The sequence below is a fragment of the Nocardioides sp. T2.26MG-1 genome (assembly GCF_950101795.1).
Taxonomy (GTDB): Bacteria; Actinomycetota; Actinomycetes; order Propionibacteriales; family Nocardioidaceae; genus Nocardioides.
The window spans coordinates 294,644-315,643 of record NZ_CATNLZ010000001.1 but is presented as its reverse complement, the minus strand read 5'-3'; the positions used below and the strand labels follow the sequence as shown (position 1 = coordinate 315,643).

The window sequence follows — 21,000 nt, the reverse complement described above, 5'->3', positions numbered from 1 at the left end:
TCCATCGAACAACTTCGCGAGGACCCCGCATGAGCACCACACCCGAGAAGACCGACGACCTGGTCACCGTCACCATCGACGGCATCCAGACCAGCGTCCCCAAGGGGATGCTGGTGATCCGGGCCGCCGAGCAGGTCGGGGTCCAGATCCCGCGCTTCTGCGACCACCCGCTGCTCGCCCCGGTCGGCGCCTGCCGCCAATGCCTGGTCGACATCCCCGACGCCGGCAACGGCCGCGGCTTCCCCAAGCCCCAGGCCTCCTGCACGCTGCCGGTCGCCGAGGGCATGGTCGTCAACACCCAGGCCACCAGCCCGGTCGCGGACAAGGCCCAGCAGGGGATCATGGAGTTCCTGCTGATCAACCACCCGCTGGACTGCCCGGTGTGCGACAAGGGCGGCGAGTGCCCCCTGCAGAACCAGGCGATGTCCAACGGCCGCGGCGAGTCGCGGTTCACCGGCTACAAGCGCACCTACCCCAAGCCGATCAACATCTCGGCGCAGGTGCTGCTCGACCGCGAGCGGTGCATCCTCTGCGCGCGGTGCACCCGCTTCTCCGAGCAGATCGCCGGCGACCCGTTCATCGCGCTGATCGAGCGCGGCGCCCTCCAGCAGGTCGGCATCTACGAGCGCGAGCCCTTCGAGTCGTACTTCTCGGGCAACACCATCCAGATCTGCCCGGTCGGCGCGCTCACCAGCGCCGACTACCGGTTCCGCTCGCGCCCCTTCGACCTCGTGTCGACGCCGAGCGTGGCCGAGCACGATGCGTGCGGCTCGGCGATCCGCGTCGACCACAGGCGCGGCAAGGTCATGCGCCGCCTCGCCGGCAACGACCCCGAGGTCAACGAGGAGTGGATCACCGACAAGGACCGCTTCGGGTTCCACTACGCCACCGAGCCGGACCGGCTGACCTACCCCCAGGTCCGCGATGAGGACGGCTCGCTCCGCCCCGCCTCGTGGACCGAGGCCTTCGCGGTCGCGGCCCGCGGCCTGCGCGCCGCAGGCAGCAGCGCGGTGCTCACCGGCGGCCGGGTGACGGCCGAGGACGCGTTCGCCTACAGCAAGTTCGCCCGGGTCGCGCTCGGCACCAACGACGTCGACTTCCGGTCCCGTCCGCTCTCCGCGGAGGAGACGTCGTTCCTCGCCTCCGAGGTCGTGCTCCGCAGCACCGTGACGTACGCCGACCTCGAGGCCGCCAAGACCGTGGTGCTCGCGGGCCTCGAGCCCGAGGACGAGGCCGGCATGATCTTCCTGCGCCTGCGCAAGGCGTCCACGAAGGGCACGCGGGTCGTCTCGATCGCGCCGTACGCCTCGCGCGGGCTCACCAAGATGAGCGGCCAGCTGGTGCGCACCGCCCCCGGCGCCGAGGCCGCGGCCCTCGAGGGCCTGACCTCGCACGCCGCCCTTCGAGACGGCTCGTCCCTCGCCTCCTCAGGAACCGTCGAGATCGATGCCACCGCGGTGATCCTGGTCGGCGAGCGCCTCGCCACGTCGCCGGGCGCCCTGAGCGCCGCGGCCGCCCTCGCCGCCCGCACCGGCGCCCGGCTCGCCTGGGTGCCGCGCCGAGCCGGCGACCGGGGCGCGGTCGAGACCGGCTGCCTGCCCAACCTGCTGCCCGGTGGCCGCCCGGTCGCCGACCCGGCCGCCCGCGTCGACGCCGCTGCCACCTGGGGCGTCGAGGGGCTGCCCGAGGCACCCGGCCGCGACGCCGACGCGATCGTCGCCGCGCTGCGCTCCGGTGAGCTCGGCGGCCTGGTCGTCGGCGGCGTCGACCCCGACGACACGGCCGACCCGGCCGCGACCCGCGCCGCCCTCGAGGCCGCATCGTTCGTGGTCGCACTCGAGCTGCGCGAGACCGAGGTGACCCGGCTCGCGGACGTCGTGTTCCCGGTGGCGCCGGCCTCCGACAAGGCCGGCACGTTCGTCACCTGGGAGGGTCGCCCGCGGCCGTTCCCGGCGGTGTTCGCCAAGCCGACCTCGCTGCCCGACCTGCGGATCCTCTCCGGGATCGCCGAGGAGATGGGCAGCCCGCTCGGGTTCCGCACCGTCGAGGAGGCCCGCTCCCAGATGGAGGAGATGGGGCCCTGGGACGGCGAGCGCGCCGCGCTCGACGCGGTCGCTGCCCCGGCTGCCGGCTCGACCGAGGGGCTCGCGCTGGCGACCTGGAAGCTGCTGGTCGACAACGGCTCGATGCAGGACGGCGACAAGGCCTACCGCGCCACCGGCCGAGCGCCCGTCGCGCGGCTGAGCCGAGCGACGTACGACGCCGTGGGCCCGACCGTCACGCTGACCGGCGACCGCGGCTCGGTGACGCTGCCGGCCGAGCCGGCCGACCTCGACGACGGCGTGGTCTGGGTGCCGGCCAACTCCTTCGGCAACGGCGTGCTGGCCGACCTGGCCTCACCCGGCAGCCGTGTGACCGTCGCGAAGGGATCTGACTCGTGAACCCCTTGACCGTCCTCCCGATGGAGGCCGACGACCTCTCGATGTTCGGCCACGACGCCTGGTGGGTGATCGGGCTCAAGGCCGTGACGATCCTGGTGCTCCTCCTGCTGCTGACGCTGTTCAACATCTGGTTCGAGCGCCGGGTGGTCGGACGCATGCAGCACCGCCCCGGCCCCAACGTCAACGGCCCCTTCGGCCTGCTCCAGTCGCTGGCCGATGCCCTCAAGCTGATCTTCAAGGAGGGCATCATCCCCAAGGCGGCCGACAAGGTCGTCTACCTGGTGGCGCCGGTGATCGCGGTGATCCCGTCGTTCGTGACGTTCTCGGTGATCCCCTTCGGGCCCGAGGTCAAGATCCCGTTCACCGACACCCGCACCCCGCTGCAGCTCACGGACATGCCGGTCGCGGTGCTGTTCATCATGGCGATCGCCTCGATCGGCATCTACGGCATCGTGCTCGGCGGTTGGTCGAGCGGCTCGACGTACTCCCTGCTCGGCGGTCTCCGCTCAAGCGCCCAGATGATCTCCTACGAGGTCGCGATGGGCCTCGCGCTGGTCGCGGTGTTCCTGTACGCCGGCTCGATGTCGACCTCGGAGATCGTGGCTGCCCAGGACAACCTGTGGTTCGGCCTGGTCCTGATGCCGTCGTTCGTGATCTACATGATCTCGATGGTCGGTGAGACCAACCGCGCGCCGTTCGACCTTCCCGAGGCCGAGGGCGAGCTGGTCGGCGGCTTCCACACCGAGTACTCCTCGATGACGTTCGCCCTGTTCTTCCTCGCCGAGTACATCAACATGGCCACGGTCTCCGCGGTTGCCACCACGCTCTTCCTCGGTGGTTGGCACGCGCCGTTCTGGCTCGACCACGCGTGGGCCGGCGCCAACGAGGGCTACTGGCCGGTGCTGTGGTTCCTCGGCAAGGTCCTGTTCTTCGTCTTCATCTTCATCTGGCTGCGCGGCACCCTGCCCCGCCTGCGCTACGACCAGTTCATGGCATTCGGCTGGAAGCGGTTGATCCCCATCTCCCTGGTGTGGATCGTCGCGGTCGCCACGATCCGCGCGATCTCGCTCGACGGCGGCATCGACCGGCAGTACCTCCTGATCGGCATCGGCGTCCTCGCCGCTCTCTTCCTGGTCCTGTTCTTCGTCGGCGGGACCGAGGAGGAGGAGACTCCGGCCCCGGTGGCCGCTCCGGCGGGCGGCTACCCGGTGCCGCCGATGCCGACCGGCGGCCCGGTCCGCGGCGCGGCCCAGCCCCTGACGTTCGACCGTCGCTCACCCGTCACCGCGTCGGCGTCACCTTCAGCGTCCACGTCACAGCCCAGCGCTGCCACCAGCGGCGCGGGGGAGGAGATCTGATGGCCGGCCCATCCGAGTCCAAGAGCATGCGAGAGCAGTTCTGGGACCCCATCGCGGGGTTCGGGGTGACGTTCCGGACGATGTTCAAGAAGGTCGTCACCGAGCAGTACCCCTTCGAGAAGGTCCCGACCGCGCCGCGCTTCCACGGTCGTCACCAGCTCAACCGCTGGCCCGACGGTCTCGAGAAGTGCGTCGGCTGCGAGCTGTGCGCGTGGGCCTGCCCGGCCGACGCGATCTACGTCGAGGGTGCGTCCAACAGCGACGACCCCGACGGCGAGGGCCGCTTCAGTCCCGGTGAGCGCTACGGCCGCGTCTACCAGATCAACTACCTGCGCTGCATCCTGTGCGGCCTGTGCATCGAGGCCTGCCCGACGCGCGCGCTGACGATGACCAACGAGTACGAGCTGGCCGACGACAACCGCGCCGACCTGATCTACGAGAAGTCCGACCTGCTGGCCCCGCTGCTGCCCGGCATGGAGCAGCCGCCGCACCCGATGCGCCTGGGATCGGATGAGGGCGCCTACTACCGCGGCGAGTTCGCGGCGCCGGCGCCGTCCAGCACACCGGCCGGCACCTCGGGCTCCACCCAGAGCAGCACGGAGGCGGGAGCATGATCGCGTTCTGGATCCTGGCCCCGGTCATGGTGATCGCAGCCCTCGGCATCCTGTTCGTCCGCAAGGCCGTCCACGCCGCCATGCTCCTGGCGATCGTGATGATGTCGCTCGCGGTGCTCTACGCCGCCCTCGAGGCGCCGTTCCTGTTCGCCGTGCAGATCATCGTCTACACCGGCGCGATCCTGATGCTGTTCTTGTTCGTCGTCATGCTCGTCGGCGTCGACGCCTCCGACTCGGTCGTGGAGACGATCCGCGGGCAGCGCGTGCTCGCGGTGGTCGCGGGCCTGGCGCTCGGCCTGGTGATGGTGCTCGGTCTCAGCCAGATCTCGCTCGGCACGGCCGTGGGCCTCGACGGCGCCAACAAGGGCGGCAACATCGAGGCGCTCGCGAACATCCTGTTCTCCCGCTACGTGTTCGCCTTCGAGACCACCAGCGCGCTGCTGATCACGGCCGCCGTCGGTGCGATGGTGCTCGCCCACCGCGAGCGCCTCACCCCGAGGTCGACGCAGGCCACGCTCACCGCCCAGCGGATGAAGGACTACGCCGAGCACGGCACCCACCTCGGGCCGCTGCCGCCACCGGGCGTCTACGCGCGGCACAACGCCGTCGACACCCCGGCGCTGCTGCCGGACGGGACCGCGGCCGAGTCCTCGGTCTCCCGGGTGCTCGCCGCTCGCGGCACCGTGCGCTCCGCGCCCGCCCGCGCCGAGGACATCGAGCCGATCCAGGGCCAGATCGGTGGCGCACCGCACGCCGGGCGCGACGCCGTCGCGCCGGCCACCACCACCGAGGTGGCCCCCGCCACCGGTGAGGAGGACCCCAAGTGAACTACACCCCACCGAACGGCTCACTCCGGTCGCTCCGCTCCCTCCGATCGCCCTTCGTCGGGGGCCCCAAGTGAACGTGACCGCCTACGTGGTCCTCTCGGGGATCCTGTTCACGATCGGGTGCGTCGGCGTGCTGACCCGACGCAACGCGATCGTGGTGTTCATGTGCGTCGAGCTGATGCTCAACGCATCGAACCTCGCCCTGGTCGCCTTCGCCCGCCAGCACGGCAACCTCGACGGCCAGATCGCCGCGTTCTTCGTGATGGTCGTCGCGGCCGCCGAGGTGGTCGTCGGCCTGGCGATCATCATGACCATCTTCCGGACCCGTCGCTCGGCCTCGGTCGACGACGCCAGCCTGCTGAAGTACTGAGGTGACTGGGTCTATGTACGCATTCAACGAGGGAGCCATCCCGGTCGTCGACCCGACGAGCGCGGACGGGATCTACTCGCTGCTGTGGCTGATCATCGCGCTGCCGCTCGCCGGCGCCGCGATCCTGCTGGTGGGCGGGAGGTTCACCGACAAGTGGGGCCACCTGCTCGGCACGCTGCTGCCGATCGGGTCCTTCGGGCTCTCGCTGGCCCTGTTCCTGGACCTGGTCGGGCGTGACGAGGCCGACCGGCAGGTCAGCCAGCATCTCTACACCTGGATCCAGGTCGGCGGCCTCGACGTCGGCGCGGACCTGCTCTACGACCCGCTGTCGGCGCTGTTCCTGCTGCTGATCACGGGCGTCGGGTCGCTGATCCACGTCTACTCGATCGGCTACATGGCTCACGACCCCCGGCGCCGCCGGTTCTTCGGCTACCTCAACCTGTTCGTGGCCGCGATGCTCACGCTGGTGCTGGCCGAGAACTACCTCGGGCTGTTCCTCGGCTGGGAGGGCGTCGGCCTGGCGTCGTACCTGCTCATCGGCTTCTGGCAGCACAAGCCCTCGGCCGCGGCCGCCGCGAAGAAGGCATTCGTGATCAACCGCGTCGGCGACATGGGCATGTCGACCGCGATCATGATGCTCTTCGTGACCTTCGGGTCCACGAGCTTCACCGTGATCAGCGAGAAGGCCGGCGACGCCTCCGACACCCAGCTCACGATCCTCGGACTGCTGCTCCTGCTCGGCGCCTGCGCGAAGTCCGCCCAGTTCCCCCTGCAGGCCTGGCTGCTGGACGCGATGGAGGGCCCGACCCCGGTGTCGGCGCTCATCCACGCCGCGACCATGGTGACCGCGGGCGTCTACCTGATCGTCCGCTCCAACTTCATCTTCGAGCTCGCGCCCCACGCGCAGACCGCGGTCGTGGTCGTCGCACTGATCTCGATCTTCTGGGGTGCCGCGATCGGTTGCGCGAAGGACGACATCAAGAAGGGCCTGGCCGGCTCCACGATGAGCCAGATCGGCTACATGATGCTCGGGGCCGGGCTCGGTGCGGCCGGCTACGCGTTCGCGATCTTCCACCTGATGACGCACGGCTTCTTCAAGGCGAACATGTTCCTCGGCGCCGGCTCGGTCATGCACGGCATGGACGACGACGTCGACATGCGCCACTACGGCGCGCTGCGCAAGATGATGCCGGTGACGTTCCTGACGTTCGCGATGGGCTACCTCGCGATCATCGGGTTCCCGGGCTTCTCGGGCTTCTGGTCTAAGGACAAGATCATCGAGACCGCGCTGGCCGACAGCTGGCTGGTCGGCATCTGTGCGCTGCTCGGCGCGGGCGTGACCGGCTTCTACATGACCCGGATGATGCTGATGACCTTCTTCGGCGAGAAGCGCTGGGAGAAGGACGTGCACCCGCACGAGTCGCCGTCGGTGATGACCGGACCGCTGGTCGCGCTCGCGGCGCTGTCCGTGCTCGGCGGCATCATGCTCGCCGGCGACTGGATCCAGGACTTCCTGGCACCGGTGGTCGGCAGCGAGGCGCACGACGACCCGCCGCTGCCCGCCCTCGCAGTCACCACGATCGCCGTCCTCGTGGTCGCCGCCGGCGTCGCGCTCGCCTGGATGCTCTTCGGCAGGCAAGCCGTCCCGCGCACCGCGCCCCAGGACGTGTCGTTCGCGACCCGGGCCGCCCGCGCCGAGCTCTACGGCAACCAGATCAACGACGGTCTCGTGGTGACCCCGACCCGGCACCTGGTCGGTGGCCTCCTGGTGCTCGACAAGCGTGGTGTCGACGGCACCCTGACCGGAGGCGCGACCGGAGTCGGTGCGCTCGGTGGGCTCGCCCGCCGCGCGCAGAACGGCTTCGTCCGCACCTACGCCCTCTCCCTCCTCGGCGGCGCGCTCCTCGTCGTCCTCGCACTCCTGGCGGTGAATCTCGCATGAGCGACCTCCCCTGGCTGACCCTCCTCTGGGCGGTGCCACTGGTCGGCGCCCTGGTCACGGCGTTCGTGCCCAAGGCCCCGGGCTCGGCCCTGCCCAAGCAGGTGGGTCTGGTCTTCTCGCTGCTGACGCTCGCCGTCGGCATCGCGATCGCCGCCCAGTACGACACCGGCGACGGGATGCAGCTCACCGAGACGCACACCTGGATCGAGGCGTTCGGCGTCCACTACGCGCTCGGCGTCGACGGGCTCGGGCTGCTGCTCATCTTGATGACCGCCGCGCTCGTGCCGATCGTGCTGGTCGCGTCCTGGCACGAGGCCGACGACCGGTCCCCGGCCGCGTTCTTCGCCTGGGCGCTCGCGCTCGAGTCGTTCGCGCTGGTGGTGTTCGCCGCGACCGACGTGTTCCTGTTCTACGTCGTGTTCGAGGCCACGCTGATCCCGGCGTACTTCCTCATCGGCCGCTTCGGCCGCGCGGGTCGCGGCTCCGCCGCGCTGAAGTTCCTCATGTACCAGCTCGGTGGCGGGCTGATCCTGCTCGCCGCCGTGATCGGGCTCTACGTCGTCTCGGCCGACGCCGGGACCCCGTCGTACCTCCTCGGCGACCTCGCGAAGCTCGACATCGGCACCAACACCGAGCGGTGGCTGTTCGTCGGCTTCATGATCGCGTTCGCGATCAAGGCGCCGCTGTTCCCGCTGCACACCTGGCTGGCCGACACCACCGAGAAGGCCACGCCGGGCACGAGCGTGCTGCTGGTCTGCATCCTCGACAAGATCGGCACGTTCGGGATGCTCCGGTTCTGCCTCGGTCTGTTCCCGGAGGCCTCGCAGTGGGCCACCCCGGTCGTCGTCGCGATCGCGCTCGTCTCCATCGTGTACGGCGCGCTGGTCGCGATCGGCCAGGACGACATCCTGCGGCTGATCGGTCTCACCTCGCTGAGCCACTTCGGGTTCATCACCCTGGGCATCTTCGCCTTCAGCAGCCAGGGCGGGTCGGGCTCGATCCTCTACATGGTCAACCACGGGGTCGGCACCGCCGCCCTGTTCCTCATCGCCGGGTACCTGATCAAGCGCAAGGGCACCTCGCTGATCAGCCAGATCACCGGCGTCGAGGCCAAGGCCCCGGTGCTCGCCGGGCTGTTCCTGGTGGCCGGACTGGCCACGCTCGGCCTGCCGGGCCTGAGCCAGTTCGTCTCGGAGATCCTGGTGCTGATCTCGGCGTTCGACTACCACTGGTGGGTGGGTGCCATCGCAGTGACGGGCATCGTGCTCGCCGCGGTCTACGTGCTCTGGCTCTACCAGCGCACGATGACCGGCCCCTCGGCGCCCGGCGACGAGGCCCTGGTCGACCTGAACCGGCGTGAGCTGGTCGCGGTCGTCCCCCTGATGCTCGCGCTGGTGCTGTTCGGCTTCTACCCGACGCCGCTGCTCGACGTCAGCAACCCCACGGTCGACTCCCTGCTGCAGCACGTCGGTGTGTCCGACGAGGCTCCGACGGTCGCCGACCACGCCGAGGAAGGTGCTCACTGATGGACTTCACCAAGCCCACGATCGAGTACGCCGACCTGTGGCCGCTCCTCGTGGTCTTCGGCGTGGCCTGCGCCGGCGTCGTCGTCGAGGCGTTCGTGCCGCGGGCCCTGCGCTTCATCATCCAGACCGCGCTCGCGGTCGCCGGCATCCTGGTCGCCCTGGCCGGCACCGTGATCGTCGCGCGTGACCTCGACGTGCTGGGAGACGGCGTCGCCCGCGGCGCCATCGACGCCGAGGGCACGATCGCGGTCGACGGCCCCGCGTTGTTCTTCTGGGGGATCCTGCTCGTCTTCGCCCTCGGCGGTGCGCTGCTGTTCGCGGAGCGCCGGCTCGAGGGCGGCGTCTCGGCGTTCGCCGGCCAGGCCGCCGCGCTCCCGGGCACCGAGGCCGAGCGTCAGGCGTCGACCCGGGGCCTCGAGCACACCGAGGTCTACCCGCTGATGATGTTCGCGCTGGGCGGCATGATGCTGTTCTCGGCCGCCAACGACCTCCTGACGCTGTTCGTCGCGCTCGAGGTGCTGTCGCTGCCGCTCTACCTGCTCTGCGGGCTCGCGCGTCGCCGCCGGCTGCTGAGCCAGGAGGCGGCGCTGAAGTACTTCCTCCTCGGCGCGTTCTCCTCGGCGTTCTTCCTCTACGGCGTCGCGCTCGTCTACGGCTTCTCCGGCGCGATGGGCTTCGCCGAGATCAACGAGGCGGTCCGCAACGACATCGGCAACCAGACCCTGCTGCTCATGGGCATCGGCATGATCTCCGTCGGGCTGCTGTTCAAGGTCGGCGCCGCGCCGTTCCACTCCTGGACGCCCGACGTCTACCAGGGCGCTCCGACCCCGGTCACCGCGTTCATGGCGGCCGGCACCAAGATCGCGGCGTTCGGCGCGATGCTGCGCATCTTCTACGTGGCCTTCGGCTCGGACCGATGGACCTGGCAGCCGATGCTCTGGATCATCGCGATCCTCACCATGCTCGTCGGCGCGGTCCTCGCGATCGTGCAGACCGACATGAAGCGGATGCTCGCCTACTCCTCGGTGGCGCACACCGGCTTCCTGCTCACCGGCGTCCTCGGGGTCCAGGCGGCGTCCGAGCTCGCCGACGGCGAGGTCACCTCGCTGCAGGCGGTGCTGTTCTACCTGACGACGTACGGCTTCTCGATCATCGGCGCGTTCGCGATCGTCACGCTGGTGCGCGACGCCGGTGGCGAGGCCACCCAGTTCCGGAGCTGGCGAGGACTGGGACGACGGTCCCCGCTGGTCGCGGGCCTGTTCGCCTTCTTCCTGCTCTCGATGGCCGGCATCCCGCTGACCGCCGGGTTCGTGGGCAAGTGGGCGGTCTTCACGGTCGCGCTGGCCGCGGGGGCCTGGCCGGTGGTGATCGCGGCGGTCCTCTGCAGCATCATCGCCGTGTTCTTCTACGTCCGCGTGATCCTGCTGATGTTCTTCGATGACGACGACGTGACCGCTCCGGGGGAGGTCGCCAGCGTCACGAAGCCGTCGGTGCTGACCTCGGCGACGATCCTCGTCGGCGTGGCCGCGACGCTCGTGCTGGGCGTCGTACCCGGGCCGGTGCTCGATCTCGCGGCCAATGCGGGACAATTCGTCAGGTGACCCCCGCTCCCTCCGGCCTGGCGCTCCCCGTCACCGACGAGGCCCTCGCCTCCCGGCTCCGCGACCGCATGGCCGCGGTCGAGGTCGCCCTGGCCGGCCACGTGGTCAGCAGGGCCGGCTTCGTCAGCGAGACCGCCAGCCACCTGATGTCCGCGGGCGGCAAGCGGTTCCGGCCGCTGCTGGTGCTGTTGGCCGCCGAGACGGGTGACCGTCCCGAGTCCGACGAGGTCATCACCGCGGCCTGCGTCGTGGAGCTGACCCACCTGGCCTCGCTCTACCACGACGACGTCATGGACGAGGCCGAGCTGCGCCGCGGCGCGGTCTCCGCGAACGCCCGCTGGGACAACCACGTCGCGATCCTCACCGGCGACTTCCTGTTCTCGAAGTCCTCCGAGCTGACCGCCGACCTCGGCCCCGACGCCGTGCGGATCCAGGCGCAGACCTTCACCCGGCTGGTCGAGGGACAGATCCTCGAGACCGTGCAGCCGGGCCCGGGCGAGGACCCGCTGGCCCACTACCTCGACGTGGTCGCCGGCAAGACCGGCTCGCTGATCGCGACCTCCGCGCGCTACGGCGCGCGCTTCGGAGGTGCCCCGGCCGAGGTCGAGGAGGCGCTCACGGCGTACGGCGAGATCGTCGGCTCGGCGTTCCAGCTATCCGACGACATCCTCGACATCGCGTCCGACTCGGGCGAGTCCGGCAAGATCCCCGGCACCGACCTGCGCGAGGGCGTGCCCACGCTACCGGTGCTGATGGCGCTCGCATCCGGCGACGCCTCCGACGCGCGCCTGCACGAGCTGCTCGCCGGCGACCTGACCGACGACGACCGGCACGCGGAGGCGCTCCGGCTGCTGCGCGCACACCCCGCCCTGGGCGAGGCCCGCGACTACGTGGTCGCCCGGGCGCACGAGGCCAAGGCCCACCTGGCCGTCGTACCTCCCGGGCCGGTCCGCGACGCTCTCGAGGCGTTCGCCGACCTGGTGGCTGTTCGATCCTCTTAGCTACTGGGTCTCGACCCGCCGGTCGCGGCTTCGTTCCTCAGCCGCGCGGCTTGCTCGACCTTCGCCAGCCCACGTGCCGCCCTCGTCCCTCGGGCGTCGCTGCTAGCTCGCCGTGGTGGCCTCGACGGTGAGGCGGAGCTGGCGCCGGCGGTGGTTCACGGCCTCGGCGGTGAACACCGCGAGCGCGATCCAGACGAGCACGAAGCCGACCCAGCGGCCGGCGGGCATGTCCTCGTGGAACCACAGGACGCCGAGGGCGAACTGGAGGATCGGGGCGAGGTACTGCAGCAGGCCCAGGCTCACCATCGAGACCCGGGTAGCGGCCGCGCCGAAGCAGATCAGCGGCACCGCGGTGACCACACCCGTGGTCGTGAAGAGCAGCGCGTGCCCGACTCCATGGCTGGCGAAGTTGGACCCGCCGGTGAGCCCGAGCCAGACCAGGTAGCCGGCGGCGAACGGCGTGATCACGGCGGTCTCGAAGGCGAGGCTCTCGGTGGCGCCGACGTTGGCGGTCTTCTTGCACAGGCCGTAGCTGCCGAACGAGAACGCCAGGATCAGGGCCACCCACGGCGCGTGGCCGTAGTCGACGGCGAGCACCACGACCGCACCGCACGCCAGCCCGAGCGCCAGCCACTGCAGCGGGCGCAGCCGCTCCCCGAGGACGACCACGCCCATCAGCACCGTTACGAGCGGGTTGATGAAGTAGCCGAGCGAGGTCTCGACCACCCGGTCGTTGGTGACGCCCCAGATGTAGGTCACCCAGTTGACGCTGATCACCGCGGCCGCGACCGTCAGCAGCAGCCGCACCCTGCGGTCGCGGGCGACGGCCCGCAGCTGCGTCGTCCGCCGCAGCAGCACCATGAGCAACCCCATGGTGATGCTCGACCAGAGCACCCGGTGCGCCAGGATCTCGGTCGCCCCGGCGGGCTCGAGCAAGGGCCAGTAGAGCGGGAACGCACCCCACATGCCGTAGGCCGCGAACCCGAACAACAGGCCACGTCGTGGTTCCGGCACGCGCTCAGCATAGGAGGGCGTACGCCGAGGCGCGGTCGCGAGAGCGGTCTCTCAGATGATCGTCCAGGTGTCGCCGCCGCCGATGAGCGCGGCGAGCCGCTCGGAGCGGTCGCCCGGAGCCGCCTCGCGGGCCTCGGCGACCTGGCCGCGGGCCTGGTCGTCGTACGTCGGCCGGTCGACCTGCCGGAAGATCCCGATCGGCGACTGGTTGAGGTAGCCGGAGTCGGTCAGCCGGGAGATCGCGAACGCGGTGCTGGGGTCGGGGTTGCGGGCGTCGTGCACGAGCAGCGCGTCCTCGGCCACCTGGCCCGGTCCGGTGCCGACCTCGACGATCTTGACCCCGCCACCCTCGGTGTCGCGGACCAGGCCCTTGGCGCCCTCGACACCGAACCGGATCGGCTCGCCCTGGACCAGCGGGATGATCGCGTCGGCCTTGGTGTCGTTGTTCTTGATCGCGTCGAACGCGCCGTCGTTGAAGATCGGGCAGTTCTGGTAGATCTCGACGAACGACGTGCCGCGGTGCGCGGCGGCCGCGGAGAGCACCGAGGTGAGGTGCTTGCGGTCGGAGTCGATCGTGCGGGCCACGAAGGACCCCTCGGCACCGAGCGCGAGCGAGACCGGGTTGAACGGGTGGTCGAGTGAGCCCATCGGCGTCGACTTGGTGATCTTGCCGGTCTCGGACGTGGGGGAGTACTGCCCCTTGGTGAGGCCGTAGATGCGGTTGTTGAACAGCAGGATCGTCATGTTGACGTTGCGGCGCAGCGCGTGGATCAGGTGGTTGCCCCCGATCGAGAGCGCGTCGCCGTCGCCGGTGACGACCCACACCGACAGGTCCTCACGCGCCGTGGCGATGCCGGTCGCGATCGACGGCGCGCGGCCGTGGATCGAGTGCATGCCGTAGGTGTCGAGGTAGTAGGGGAAGCGCGACGAGCAGCCGATGCCGGAGACGAACACGATGTTCTCGCGGCGCAGGCCGAGGTCGGGAAGGAACCCCTGCACGGCCTTGAGCACGGCGTAGTCGCCGCAGCCGGGGCACCAGCGGACCTCCTGGTCGGACGTGAAGTCCTTGCCGGTCTGCGGCTGGTCGGTGGCCGGCACGAGCTCCACGCCGGAGCGCAGGCCGGGGAAGTTGAGGTCGGTGGTCATCAGAGTGCCTTCTCCGTGCTCGGGGTGCTCTCGGTGCTCAGGTCGACCTGGATGCCCTCGGCCTGGGAGACGAGCTCGCCGATCGCCTCGGCGACCTCGACGGCCTTGAGGGGCAGGCCGCGCACCTGGTTGTAGCCGATCGCGTCGACGAGGTACCTCGCTCGCAGCAGCATCGACAGCTGGCCGAGGTTCATCTCGGGCACCAGCACCTTGTCGTAGCGGGCCAGGATGTCGCCGAGGTCCTTCGGGAACGGGTTGAGGTGGCGCAGGTGGACCTGGGCCACGTGGTAGCCGGCCTTGCGGACCCGGCGTACGCCGGCGCCGATCGGGCCGTACGTCGAACCCCAGCCGATCACGAGCACCCGGGCCTCGCCCGAGGGGTCGTCGACCACCAGCGGCGGGAGCGACTCGGCGATCCGGTCCACCTTCGCCTGGCGGGTGCGGACCATCAGGTCGTGGTTGGCCGGGTCATAGGAGATGTTGCCGTGGCCGTCGGCCTTCTCGAGCCCGCCGATGCGGTGCTCGAGCCCGGGGGTGCCGGGGACCGCCCACGGCCGGGCCAGCGTCTCCTCGTCGCGGAGGTAGGGCCAGAACTCGGCGTCGTCACCGCTGTCCCCAGTTTCGGGGCGATGGTTGAGCTCGGTCGCGAACGCCGGGTCGATCGTCGGCAGGTCGGCGAGCTCGGGGATCCGCCACGGCTCGGAGCCGTTGGCGAGGTAGCCGTCCGAGAGCAGCATGACCGGGGTCCGGTACGTGACCGCGATCCGGGCCGCCTCGAGCGCCGCGTCGAAGCAGTCACCGGGGGACTGCGGCGCCACGATCGGCACGGGCGCCTCGCCGTTGCGGCCGAACATCGCCTGGAGCAGGTCCGCCTGCTCGGTCTTGGTCGGCAGCCCGGTCGACGGGCCGCCGCGCTGCACGTCGACGACCAACAGCGGCAGCTCGGTCATCACGGCCAGGCCGATCGCCTCGGACTTCAGGGCGATGCCGGGCCCGGAGGTGGTGGTGACGCCCAGGGCGCCGGCGAACGAGGCGCCGATCGCGGCGCCGACGCCGGCGATCTCGTCCTCGGCCTGGAACGTCGTCACGCCGAACGACTTGTGCTTCGAGAGTTCGTGGAGGATGTCGGAGGCGGGGGTGATCGGGTAGGAGCCCAGGAACACCGGGAGCCCCGACTGCACCCCGCCCGCGATCAGGCCGTAGGCCAGCGCCAGGTTGCCGGTGATGTTGCGGTAGGTGCCCGGCGCCATCGGCGCGGGCTTCACCTCGTACTGGACCGCGAAGGTCTCGGTCGTCTCGCCGAAGTTCCAGCCGGCCTTGAAGGCGGCGATGTTGGCGTCGCGGATGTCGGCGACCTTCGCGAACCGCTTCTCGAGGAACGCGATCGTCGACTCGGTCGGCCGGCCGTAGAGCCAGGAGAGGAGCCCGAGCGCGAACATGTTCTTGGCACGGGCGGCGTCCTTGCGGGAGAGGCCGAACTCCTTGACCGCCTCGACGGTCATGCCGGTCAGGTCGACCGGGTGCACCGCGAACTCGGAGAGGCCGCCGGGAGCGCCGGGGGCGGCGTCGCCGAGGGCGTCGAGCGGGTTGGCGTCGTAGCCGGCCTTGGCCAGGTTGCGGGCCGTGAAGTCGTGGGTGTCCACGATGATCGTGGCGCCCTTGGGCAGGTCGCCGAGGTTGGCTCGCAGCGCCGCGGGGTTCATCGCGACCAGGACGTCGGGTGCATCACCCGCGGTGAGGATGTCGTGGTCGGCGAAGTGGACCTGGAACGACGAGACCCCGGGCAGCGTGCCCTGGGGAGCGCGGATCTCGGCGGGGAAGTTCGGCAGCGTCACGAGGTCGTTGCCGAAGACCGCGGACTCCTGCGTGAACCGGTCGCCGGTGAGCTGCATGCCGTCGCCGGAGTCCCCTGCGAACCGGATGATCACCCGGTCGAGCTGCTTGACCTGCTTGCCCTGCTGCATAGACACGGCTTGCGCCCACTTCCCGTCGTTGCGTCACGCCTGCGTGCCCGAGAGCCGGCTCTCTCCGGCACCTGCCGATCCTACTCGCGACACGCCTAGAACTGGAACACGTTCCAGTTTTGCGGATCGACCTGCCGGCACGGCTTCCCACGATAGTCCGGCGCCGCGCGGGGCCCGACTCGTCTCTGCCGATGGACGTCGGGTCGGTCTGTGAGTCGTGGCACAGCCGGCGTTATGGACCACCTTGTACATCAGATCGCCTAAGTCGAGTAGGCTGATGGTTAATACAGAGAAACGCCTCGTTCCGGGGGCGGGAAAGAGACGAGATGAAGACTTCGATCAAGGCTGCGGCGTCGCTGGTCGCCGGGGTGCTTGCCTTGACCGCCTGCTCCAGCTCCGCGGGCGGTGACGACGGCGAGACCCTCAACATCAACGCGTTCTCGGTCATGGAGGCGGCCAACGAGCCCGTCTTCGCGGACTTCCAGGAGACCGACGCCGGCAAGGGCGTCCAGTTCGAGACGTCGTACGGCGCCTCCGGCGACCAGAGCCGGGCCGTCGTGGCCGGCGCCGCGGCGGACGTCGTGCACTTCTCCCTCGAGACCGACGTGACCCGCCTGGTCGACGAGGGCCTGGTCGCAGACGACTGGAAGGACAACCCCACCAAGGGCATCGCCACCTCGTCGGTCGTGGTCTTCGTCGTCCGCAAGGGCAACCCGGAGAACATCCAGACCTGGGACGACCTGGTCAAGCCGGGCGTGGAGATCGTCACGCCCAACCCGGGCTCCTCGGGAGGGGCGCGGTGGAACATCCTGGCCGCCTGGGCGCACATCACCGGCAACGGCGGCAGCGGGGCCGAGGCCAAGACGTTCCTCACCGAGCTGCTGGGCAACACGATCGCGCTGCCCGGGTCGGCGCGGGAGGCGACCACCGCGTTCACCGACGGGTCCGGCGACGTGCTGCTGTCCTACGAGAACGAGGCGATCCTCGCCAAGCAGAGTGGTGCGGACATCGACTACGTCCTCCCGCCCGACACCCTGCTCATCGAGAACCCGGCCGCGGTGACGGTCGACGCCGACAAGACCGCCCAGGCGTTCCTGGACTTCATGACGTCCCCGGATGCCCAGGCCGACTACGCGCAGTCGGGCTTCCGTCCGGTCGTCGACGGCGTCGACGTCGGCGAGGTCGAGGGCGCCAACGACCCGGCCGACCCGTTCCCGGCGCCCGACAAGCTGTTCACCGTCGACGGCGACTTCGGCGGGTGGGGCGAGGCCGCCGGCAAGTACTTCGGCGACGGCGAGGAGGGCAACCCCCTCGGCATCATCACCGGGCTGCAGCAGCAGACCGGCAAGGTGGGCGAGGAGTCATGACCGCTGCCCTCCTCGTAGGGTCGAGCGACACCGCCGAGCCGGCGTCCCCGGAGGGACGCCGGCGTCGGCGCGCACGTCGCTCGACCCCGCGCAACACCCTGACGCCCGGCGCCGGCCTCGGCCTCGGCATCTCCATGATCTGGTTCAGCCTGCTGGTCCTGATCCCCCTCTCCGCGGTGGTCGCCGCGGCGTCCTCCGGCGGCTGGGACGGCTACCTCCGCGTCCTGCAGAACGACCAGACCTGGGCCGCGATCCGCCTGACCGTGACCCAGTCGCTGGTCGTCACGGCGATCAACATCGTGATGGGCACGGTGATCGCCTGGGTGCTGGTCCGCGACCGGTTCTGGGGCAAGTCGGTGCTCAATGTCATCATCGACGTCCCGTTCGCCATGCCGACCGTCGTGGCCGGCCTGCTGCTGCTCTCGCTGTACGGGCCGAGCAGCCCGATCGGTCTGCACTGGGCCAACACCGAGCGGGCGGTGACGCTGGCGCTCGCGTTCGTCACGCTGCCGTTCATCGTGCGGACCGTGCAGCCGGTGCTCGAGGAGTTGGACGCGGACGTCGAGGAGGCCGCGGCCTCCCTCGGTGCCACCCGGGCCACGATCATCCGGCGGATCATCCTGCCCAGCCTGGCGCCCGCGATCGCGGCCGGCGCGGCCCTGTCGTTCGCGCGCGCCATCTCGGAGTACGGCTCCCTGGTGCTGCTCAGCGGCAACCGTCCGTTCCAGACCGAGGTCGTGTCGGTCCGGGTGCTCACGTTCATCGAGAACGGCAGCAACACCTCGGCGGCCGCGGTCGCCTCGGTGATGCTGGCCGTTGCGTTGGTCGTGATCGTGGCCCTCGACCTCGTCCAGCGGAGGGTGTCACGCCGTGGTTGACGTCTCCGTGCCCACGCGCTGGGCCTTCCGCCTGCTGGCCGTCGGCTACGTGTTCTTCCTCGTGGCCTGGCCGGTCGGCCTGCTGGTCCGTCGTACCTTCGACGGGGGTCTGACGAACCTGAGCGACACGCTCGCCGACGACCGTGCGGTGGCGGCCCTCCAGCTGACCGCGGTGGTGGCGCTGTGGGCGGTCGTGATCAACCTGGTCTTCGGGGTGACGATCTCGATCCTGCTGGTCCGCTACCAGTTCCCGGGCAAGCGCCTGCTCTCGGCGCTGATCGACCTGCCGCTGTCGGTCTCCCCGGTGGTCGTCGGCCTCGCGCTGGTGCTGGTCTACAACGGCCGGGACGGCTGGTTCGGACCCACTCTGGAGGACAACGGGCTCCAGGTGATCTTCAACAGCCCCGGCATGATCATGGCGACCTGCTTCGTCGCGCTGCCGCTGGTGATCCGCGAGGTGGTCCCCGTGCTGACCGAGATCGGCGACGACCAGGAGCAGGCGGCGCGCAGCCTCGGTGCCAGCGGTCGCCAGACGTTCCTGCGGATCACCCTGCCGAGCATCAAGTGGGCCGTCGTGTACGGCGTCGTCCTCGCGCTGGCCCGGTCGATCGGCGAGTTCGGCGCCGTGAAGATCGTGTCCGGCAACATCACCGGCCGCACCCAGACCGCGACGCTCGCCGTCGAGGCGAAGTACCAGAACTTCCAGCAGCCGGAGGCCTACTCCATCGCGTTCCTGCTGGCCCTGGTCTGCATCGCCTGCCTGGTCGTGGTGGCCGTTCTGCGCCCCGAGCGCGACCACTGACCCCTTGCCCTGAAGGAGAACAGCAACCCATGAGCATCGAAGTCTCAGGAGTCACCAAGCGGTTCGGTGACTTCGTCGCGCTCGACGACGTCAACGTCTCGCTGCCCACCGGGCAGCTGACCGCACTGCTCGGCCCATCCGGCGGCGGCAAGTCCACGCTGCTGCGGATCATCGCGGGACTCGACTCCGCCGACGCCGGCACGGTCAGCATCGAGGGGGTGGACGCCACCAGGCTGCCCCCGCAGAAGCGCAACGTCGGCTTCGTCTTCCAGCACTACGCCGTCTTCAAGCACATGACGGTCGCCAAGAACGTCGCGTTCGGCCTCGAGATCCGGCACCGCCCCAAGGAGGAGATCGCCGCCAAGGTCGACGAGCTGCTCCGTCTGGTGCACCTCTCGCAGTTCGCGCACCGGCTGCCGTCCCAGCTCTCGGGAGGCCAGCGGCAGCGGATGGCGCTGGCACGGGCGCTGGCGGTGGAGCCGTCCGTGCTGCTCCTCGACGAGCCGTTCGGCGCGCTCGACGCCAAGGTCCGCAAGGAGCTGCGCGAGTGGCTGCGCCGGCTGCACGACGAGGTGCACGTGACGACGGTCTTCGTCACCCACGACCAGGAGGAGGCCATGGAGGTCGCCGACGAGATCGTGGTGATCAACGAGGGCCGCGTCGAGCAGGTCGGCACCCCCGACCAGCTTTACGACGAGCCCGCCAACGACTTCGTGATGGGCTTCCTCGGCGACATCACCAAGCTCAACGGCGTGATGCTGCGCCCGCACGACGTCCACATCTCGCTCACCCCGCAGCTCTCCGGCGCGGCCGAGGGCTCGGTGTCGCGGCTGCTGCGGGTCGGGTTCGAGGTGCGGGCCACGGTGCTGACCGACGACGGCGACGAGGTCACGGTCGTGCTGACCCGCACCCATGCGCGCCAGCTGGGCCTGGAGTCCGGCGCCCGGGTCTGGGTCACGCCGGCCTCCGGTGCCACGGTGATCCCGTCGATGGCCGCGGTCCGGACCGCCTGACCTCGCCGTGCGAGGTCAGTGCACCGAGCGGAAGAACGCCGCCGCGACCTTCCGCTCGGTGCGCCACTGCCGTGGCGTCGCCGACCACGTGACCCGCACCCCGCCGGCGTCGAGCGCGACCGAGCGCCAGGTGCCGGCGGGCTGGTAGTCCTGCGTGGGGTGCCGCCGGGTCACCGTCCAGGCGAGCCGGTCGGCGACGTGCCCGACCAAGGTGGCCGCACCGGGCTGGAGCCGCACCGAGGTCACGCCGGCGCGGTCGCGCAGCCGTGCGGCGAGCTCGGGCAGCGTCGCTCGGGACCGTACGGCGATCTCGGCGTAGCGCAGCAGCGAGGCGCGCCCGGGTCGCAGGTAGAGGTGGCAGACGCCGCCGCCGAAGTCGATCGACTCGGTCTGCGGCAGCGGGGGCCGGAACGCCAGCGTCCGGCCGTGCGAGGTGCAGGTGCTGGTGCGGCTGCGGACCAGCGCCGTGCTCGCGGTGACCGCACGGTACGCCGTCTCGTGCCGGCTGCGGTCGTGCGGCGTGGTCCAGCTCAGGCGAACCCCGCGCGCCTGCACGATCCGCAGGTCGAGGTCCTGGCCGTCGCAGAAGCAGTAGTACTCCAGCAGCTCGCCGTGGTGCGCGCCGAACACCGGGACGTCGGCGGCGTACCGGACGTCGCTCACCGAGTCGTCGCCCCCGGTGTCCACGAACGGGTCGACGTCGCGCTCCTTCTCGCGCAGCAGCGTCCCGCGCACTCCGAACGACACGGAGAACTCGCGCCCGAAGCCCGCGGCGAAGCCGCAGCTGGTGTCGTCGCGGCTCACGGCCTGGTAGTCGGGCGGCACCGCCAGGCCGACCGCCAGCCCGCTGTTGCCCCGGCCGCGCAGGTCTGAGCAGCGAGCTCCGGTGTAGCCGGACGGCGCGGTCTGCGCCGCCGCCGCGAACGGCCGCGGCGCGCCGGCGTGGTCCGGACCGTCTGGGGCGTCCGACGGCGGGGCGGCTGCCGAGGGTGCGGCTCCGGCGCTGGAGGACGACGGCGGTGCGACCGGCTCCGATGACCCGTCGTCAGAGCACCCCGCCGCGACGACCGCCAGCAGGGCGAGGACGGCGGCGAGGGGGGAGGCGGTCCGCGGCACCCGTCGAGGATGACAGGTCG

The 21,000-nt window shown here is 70.5% G+C and carries 17 protein-coding genes; 13 read left to right on the top strand and 4 right to left on the bottom strand.

The window, feature by feature from the left end:
- The first annotated feature begins 29 nt into the window (after window positions 1-29).
- From QQZ14_RS01505 to QQZ14_RS01465, 9 genes are all read left to right on the top strand, one after another.
- Window positions 30-2,441 (top strand): NADH-quinone oxidoreductase subunit G, encoded by a 2,412-nt coding sequence (locus QQZ14_RS01505; RefSeq protein ID WP_284532391.1) that lies wholly within the window; start codon window positions 30-32, stop codon window positions 2,439-2,441.
- Window positions 2,438-3,799 (top strand): NADH-quinone oxidoreductase subunit NuoH, encoded by a 1,362-nt coding sequence (gene nuoH, locus QQZ14_RS01500; RefSeq protein ID WP_284532390.1) that lies wholly within the window; start codon window positions 2,438-2,440, stop codon window positions 3,797-3,799. The genes QQZ14_RS01505 and nuoH overlap by 4 nt, the downstream gene beginning before the upstream one ends.
- A complete protein-coding gene (nuoI, locus tag QQZ14_RS01495) occupies window positions 3,799-4,413 on the top strand; it encodes an NADH-quinone oxidoreductase subunit NuoI (protein ID WP_284532389.1) in 615 nt (204 codons plus the stop codon). Before nuoH ends, nuoI begins: the two co-directional genes overlap by 1 nt.
- Window positions 4,410-5,240 carry an NADH-quinone oxidoreductase subunit J gene (locus tag QQZ14_RS01490; protein ID WP_284532388.1) on the top strand — a complete coding sequence of 277 codons (831 nt, stop codon included), beginning with the start codon at window positions 4,410-4,412 and terminating at the stop codon, window positions 5,238-5,240. The genes nuoI and QQZ14_RS01490 overlap by 4 nt, the downstream gene beginning before the upstream one ends.
- A 70-nt stretch (window positions 5,241-5,310) precedes the next feature.
- On the top strand, window positions 5,311-5,610 hold the full coding sequence (gene nuoK, locus QQZ14_RS01485; RefSeq protein ID WP_284532386.1) for an NADH-quinone oxidoreductase subunit NuoK: 300 nt from the start codon (window positions 5,311-5,313) through the stop codon (window positions 5,608-5,610).
- A gap of 13 nt (window positions 5,611-5,623) precedes the next feature.
- Window positions 5,624-7,552 (top strand): NADH-quinone oxidoreductase subunit L, encoded by a 1,929-nt coding sequence (nuoL, locus tag QQZ14_RS01480; RefSeq protein ID WP_284532385.1) that lies wholly within the window; start codon window positions 5,624-5,626, stop codon window positions 7,550-7,552.
- Window positions 7,549-9,078: an NADH-quinone oxidoreductase subunit M gene (locus QQZ14_RS01475; RefSeq protein WP_284532384.1), complete on the top strand. Its 1,530-nt coding sequence runs from the start codon at window positions 7,549-7,551 to the stop codon at window positions 9,076-9,078. The genes nuoL and QQZ14_RS01475 overlap by 4 nt, the downstream gene beginning before the upstream one ends.
- Entirely contained in the window at window positions 9,078-10,679 is a 1,602-nt protein-coding gene (gene nuoN / locus QQZ14_RS01470) for an NADH-quinone oxidoreductase subunit NuoN (RefSeq protein WP_284532383.1), read from the top strand. Before QQZ14_RS01475 ends, nuoN begins: the two co-directional genes overlap by 1 nt.
- Window positions 10,676-11,680: a polyprenyl synthetase family protein gene (locus QQZ14_RS01465; protein ID WP_284532382.1), complete on the top strand. Its 1,005-nt coding sequence runs from the start codon at window positions 10,676-10,678 to the stop codon at window positions 11,678-11,680. Before nuoN ends, QQZ14_RS01465 begins: the two co-directional genes overlap by 4 nt.
- A gap of 102 nt (window positions 11,681-11,782) precedes the next feature.
- On the opposite strand, the gene rarD is transcribed toward QQZ14_RS01465, so the two are convergent.
- The 3 genes from rarD to QQZ14_RS01450 are packed head-to-tail and all read right to left on the bottom strand — an operon-like array spanning window position 11,783 to window position 15,804.
- On the bottom strand, window positions 11,783-12,694 hold the full coding sequence (rarD, locus tag QQZ14_RS01460) for an EamA family transporter RarD (RefSeq protein ID WP_284532381.1): 912 nt from the start codon (window positions 12,692-12,694) through the stop codon (window positions 11,783-11,785).
- A gap of 51 nt (window positions 12,695-12,745) precedes the next feature.
- Window positions 12,746-13,840: a 2-oxoacid:ferredoxin oxidoreductase subunit beta gene (locus tag QQZ14_RS01455; protein WP_284532380.1), complete on the bottom strand. Its 1,095-nt coding sequence runs from the start codon at window positions 13,838-13,840 to the stop codon at window positions 12,746-12,748.
- Window positions 13,840-15,804 carry a 2-oxoacid:acceptor oxidoreductase subunit alpha gene (locus QQZ14_RS01450; protein WP_284533064.1) on the bottom strand — a complete coding sequence of 655 codons (1,965 nt, stop codon included), beginning with the start codon at window positions 15,802-15,804 and terminating at the stop codon, window positions 13,840-13,842. The genes QQZ14_RS01455 and QQZ14_RS01450 overlap by 1 nt, the downstream gene beginning before the upstream one ends.
- Before the next feature lie 326 nt (window positions 15,805-16,130).
- Here QQZ14_RS01450 and QQZ14_RS01445 point away from each other — a divergent pair, with 326 nt between their 5' ends.
- Genes QQZ14_RS01445 through QQZ14_RS01430 form a run of 4 tightly spaced genes read left to right on the top strand, consistent with a single transcriptional unit; the run spans window position 16,131 to window position 19,864 of the window.
- Entirely contained in the window at window positions 16,131-17,171 is a 1,041-nt protein-coding gene (locus tag QQZ14_RS01445; protein WP_284532379.1) for a sulfate ABC transporter substrate-binding protein, read from the top strand.
- Window positions 17,168-18,049 carry a sulfate ABC transporter permease subunit CysT gene (gene cysT, locus QQZ14_RS01440; protein WP_284532377.1) on the top strand — a complete coding sequence of 294 codons (882 nt, stop codon included), beginning with the start codon at window positions 17,168-17,170 and terminating at the stop codon, window positions 18,047-18,049. The genes QQZ14_RS01445 and cysT overlap by 4 nt, the downstream gene beginning before the upstream one ends.
- Complete coding sequence (locus QQZ14_RS01435) at window positions 18,042-18,851, top strand: sulfate ABC transporter permease (RefSeq protein ID WP_284532376.1); 810 nt, start codon at window positions 18,042-18,044, stop codon at window positions 18,849-18,851. Before cysT ends, QQZ14_RS01435 begins: the two co-directional genes overlap by 8 nt.
- Window positions 18,852-18,880: 29 nt before the next feature.
- The gene (locus tag QQZ14_RS01430) at window positions 18,881-19,864 is read left to right on the top strand and encodes a sulfate/molybdate ABC transporter ATP-binding protein (protein ID WP_284532375.1); all 984 of its coding nucleotides are present in this window, start codon (window positions 18,881-18,883) and stop codon (window positions 19,862-19,864) included.
- A 15-nt stretch (window positions 19,865-19,879) separates the two neighbouring features.
- Here the strand turns inward: QQZ14_RS01430 and QQZ14_RS01425 are convergent, their stop codons facing one another.
- Complete coding sequence (locus QQZ14_RS01425; RefSeq protein ID WP_284532374.1) at window positions 19,880-20,980, bottom strand: hypothetical protein; 1,101 nt, start codon at window positions 20,978-20,980, stop codon at window positions 19,880-19,882.
- Window positions 20,981-21,000: the final 20 nt, after the last annotated feature.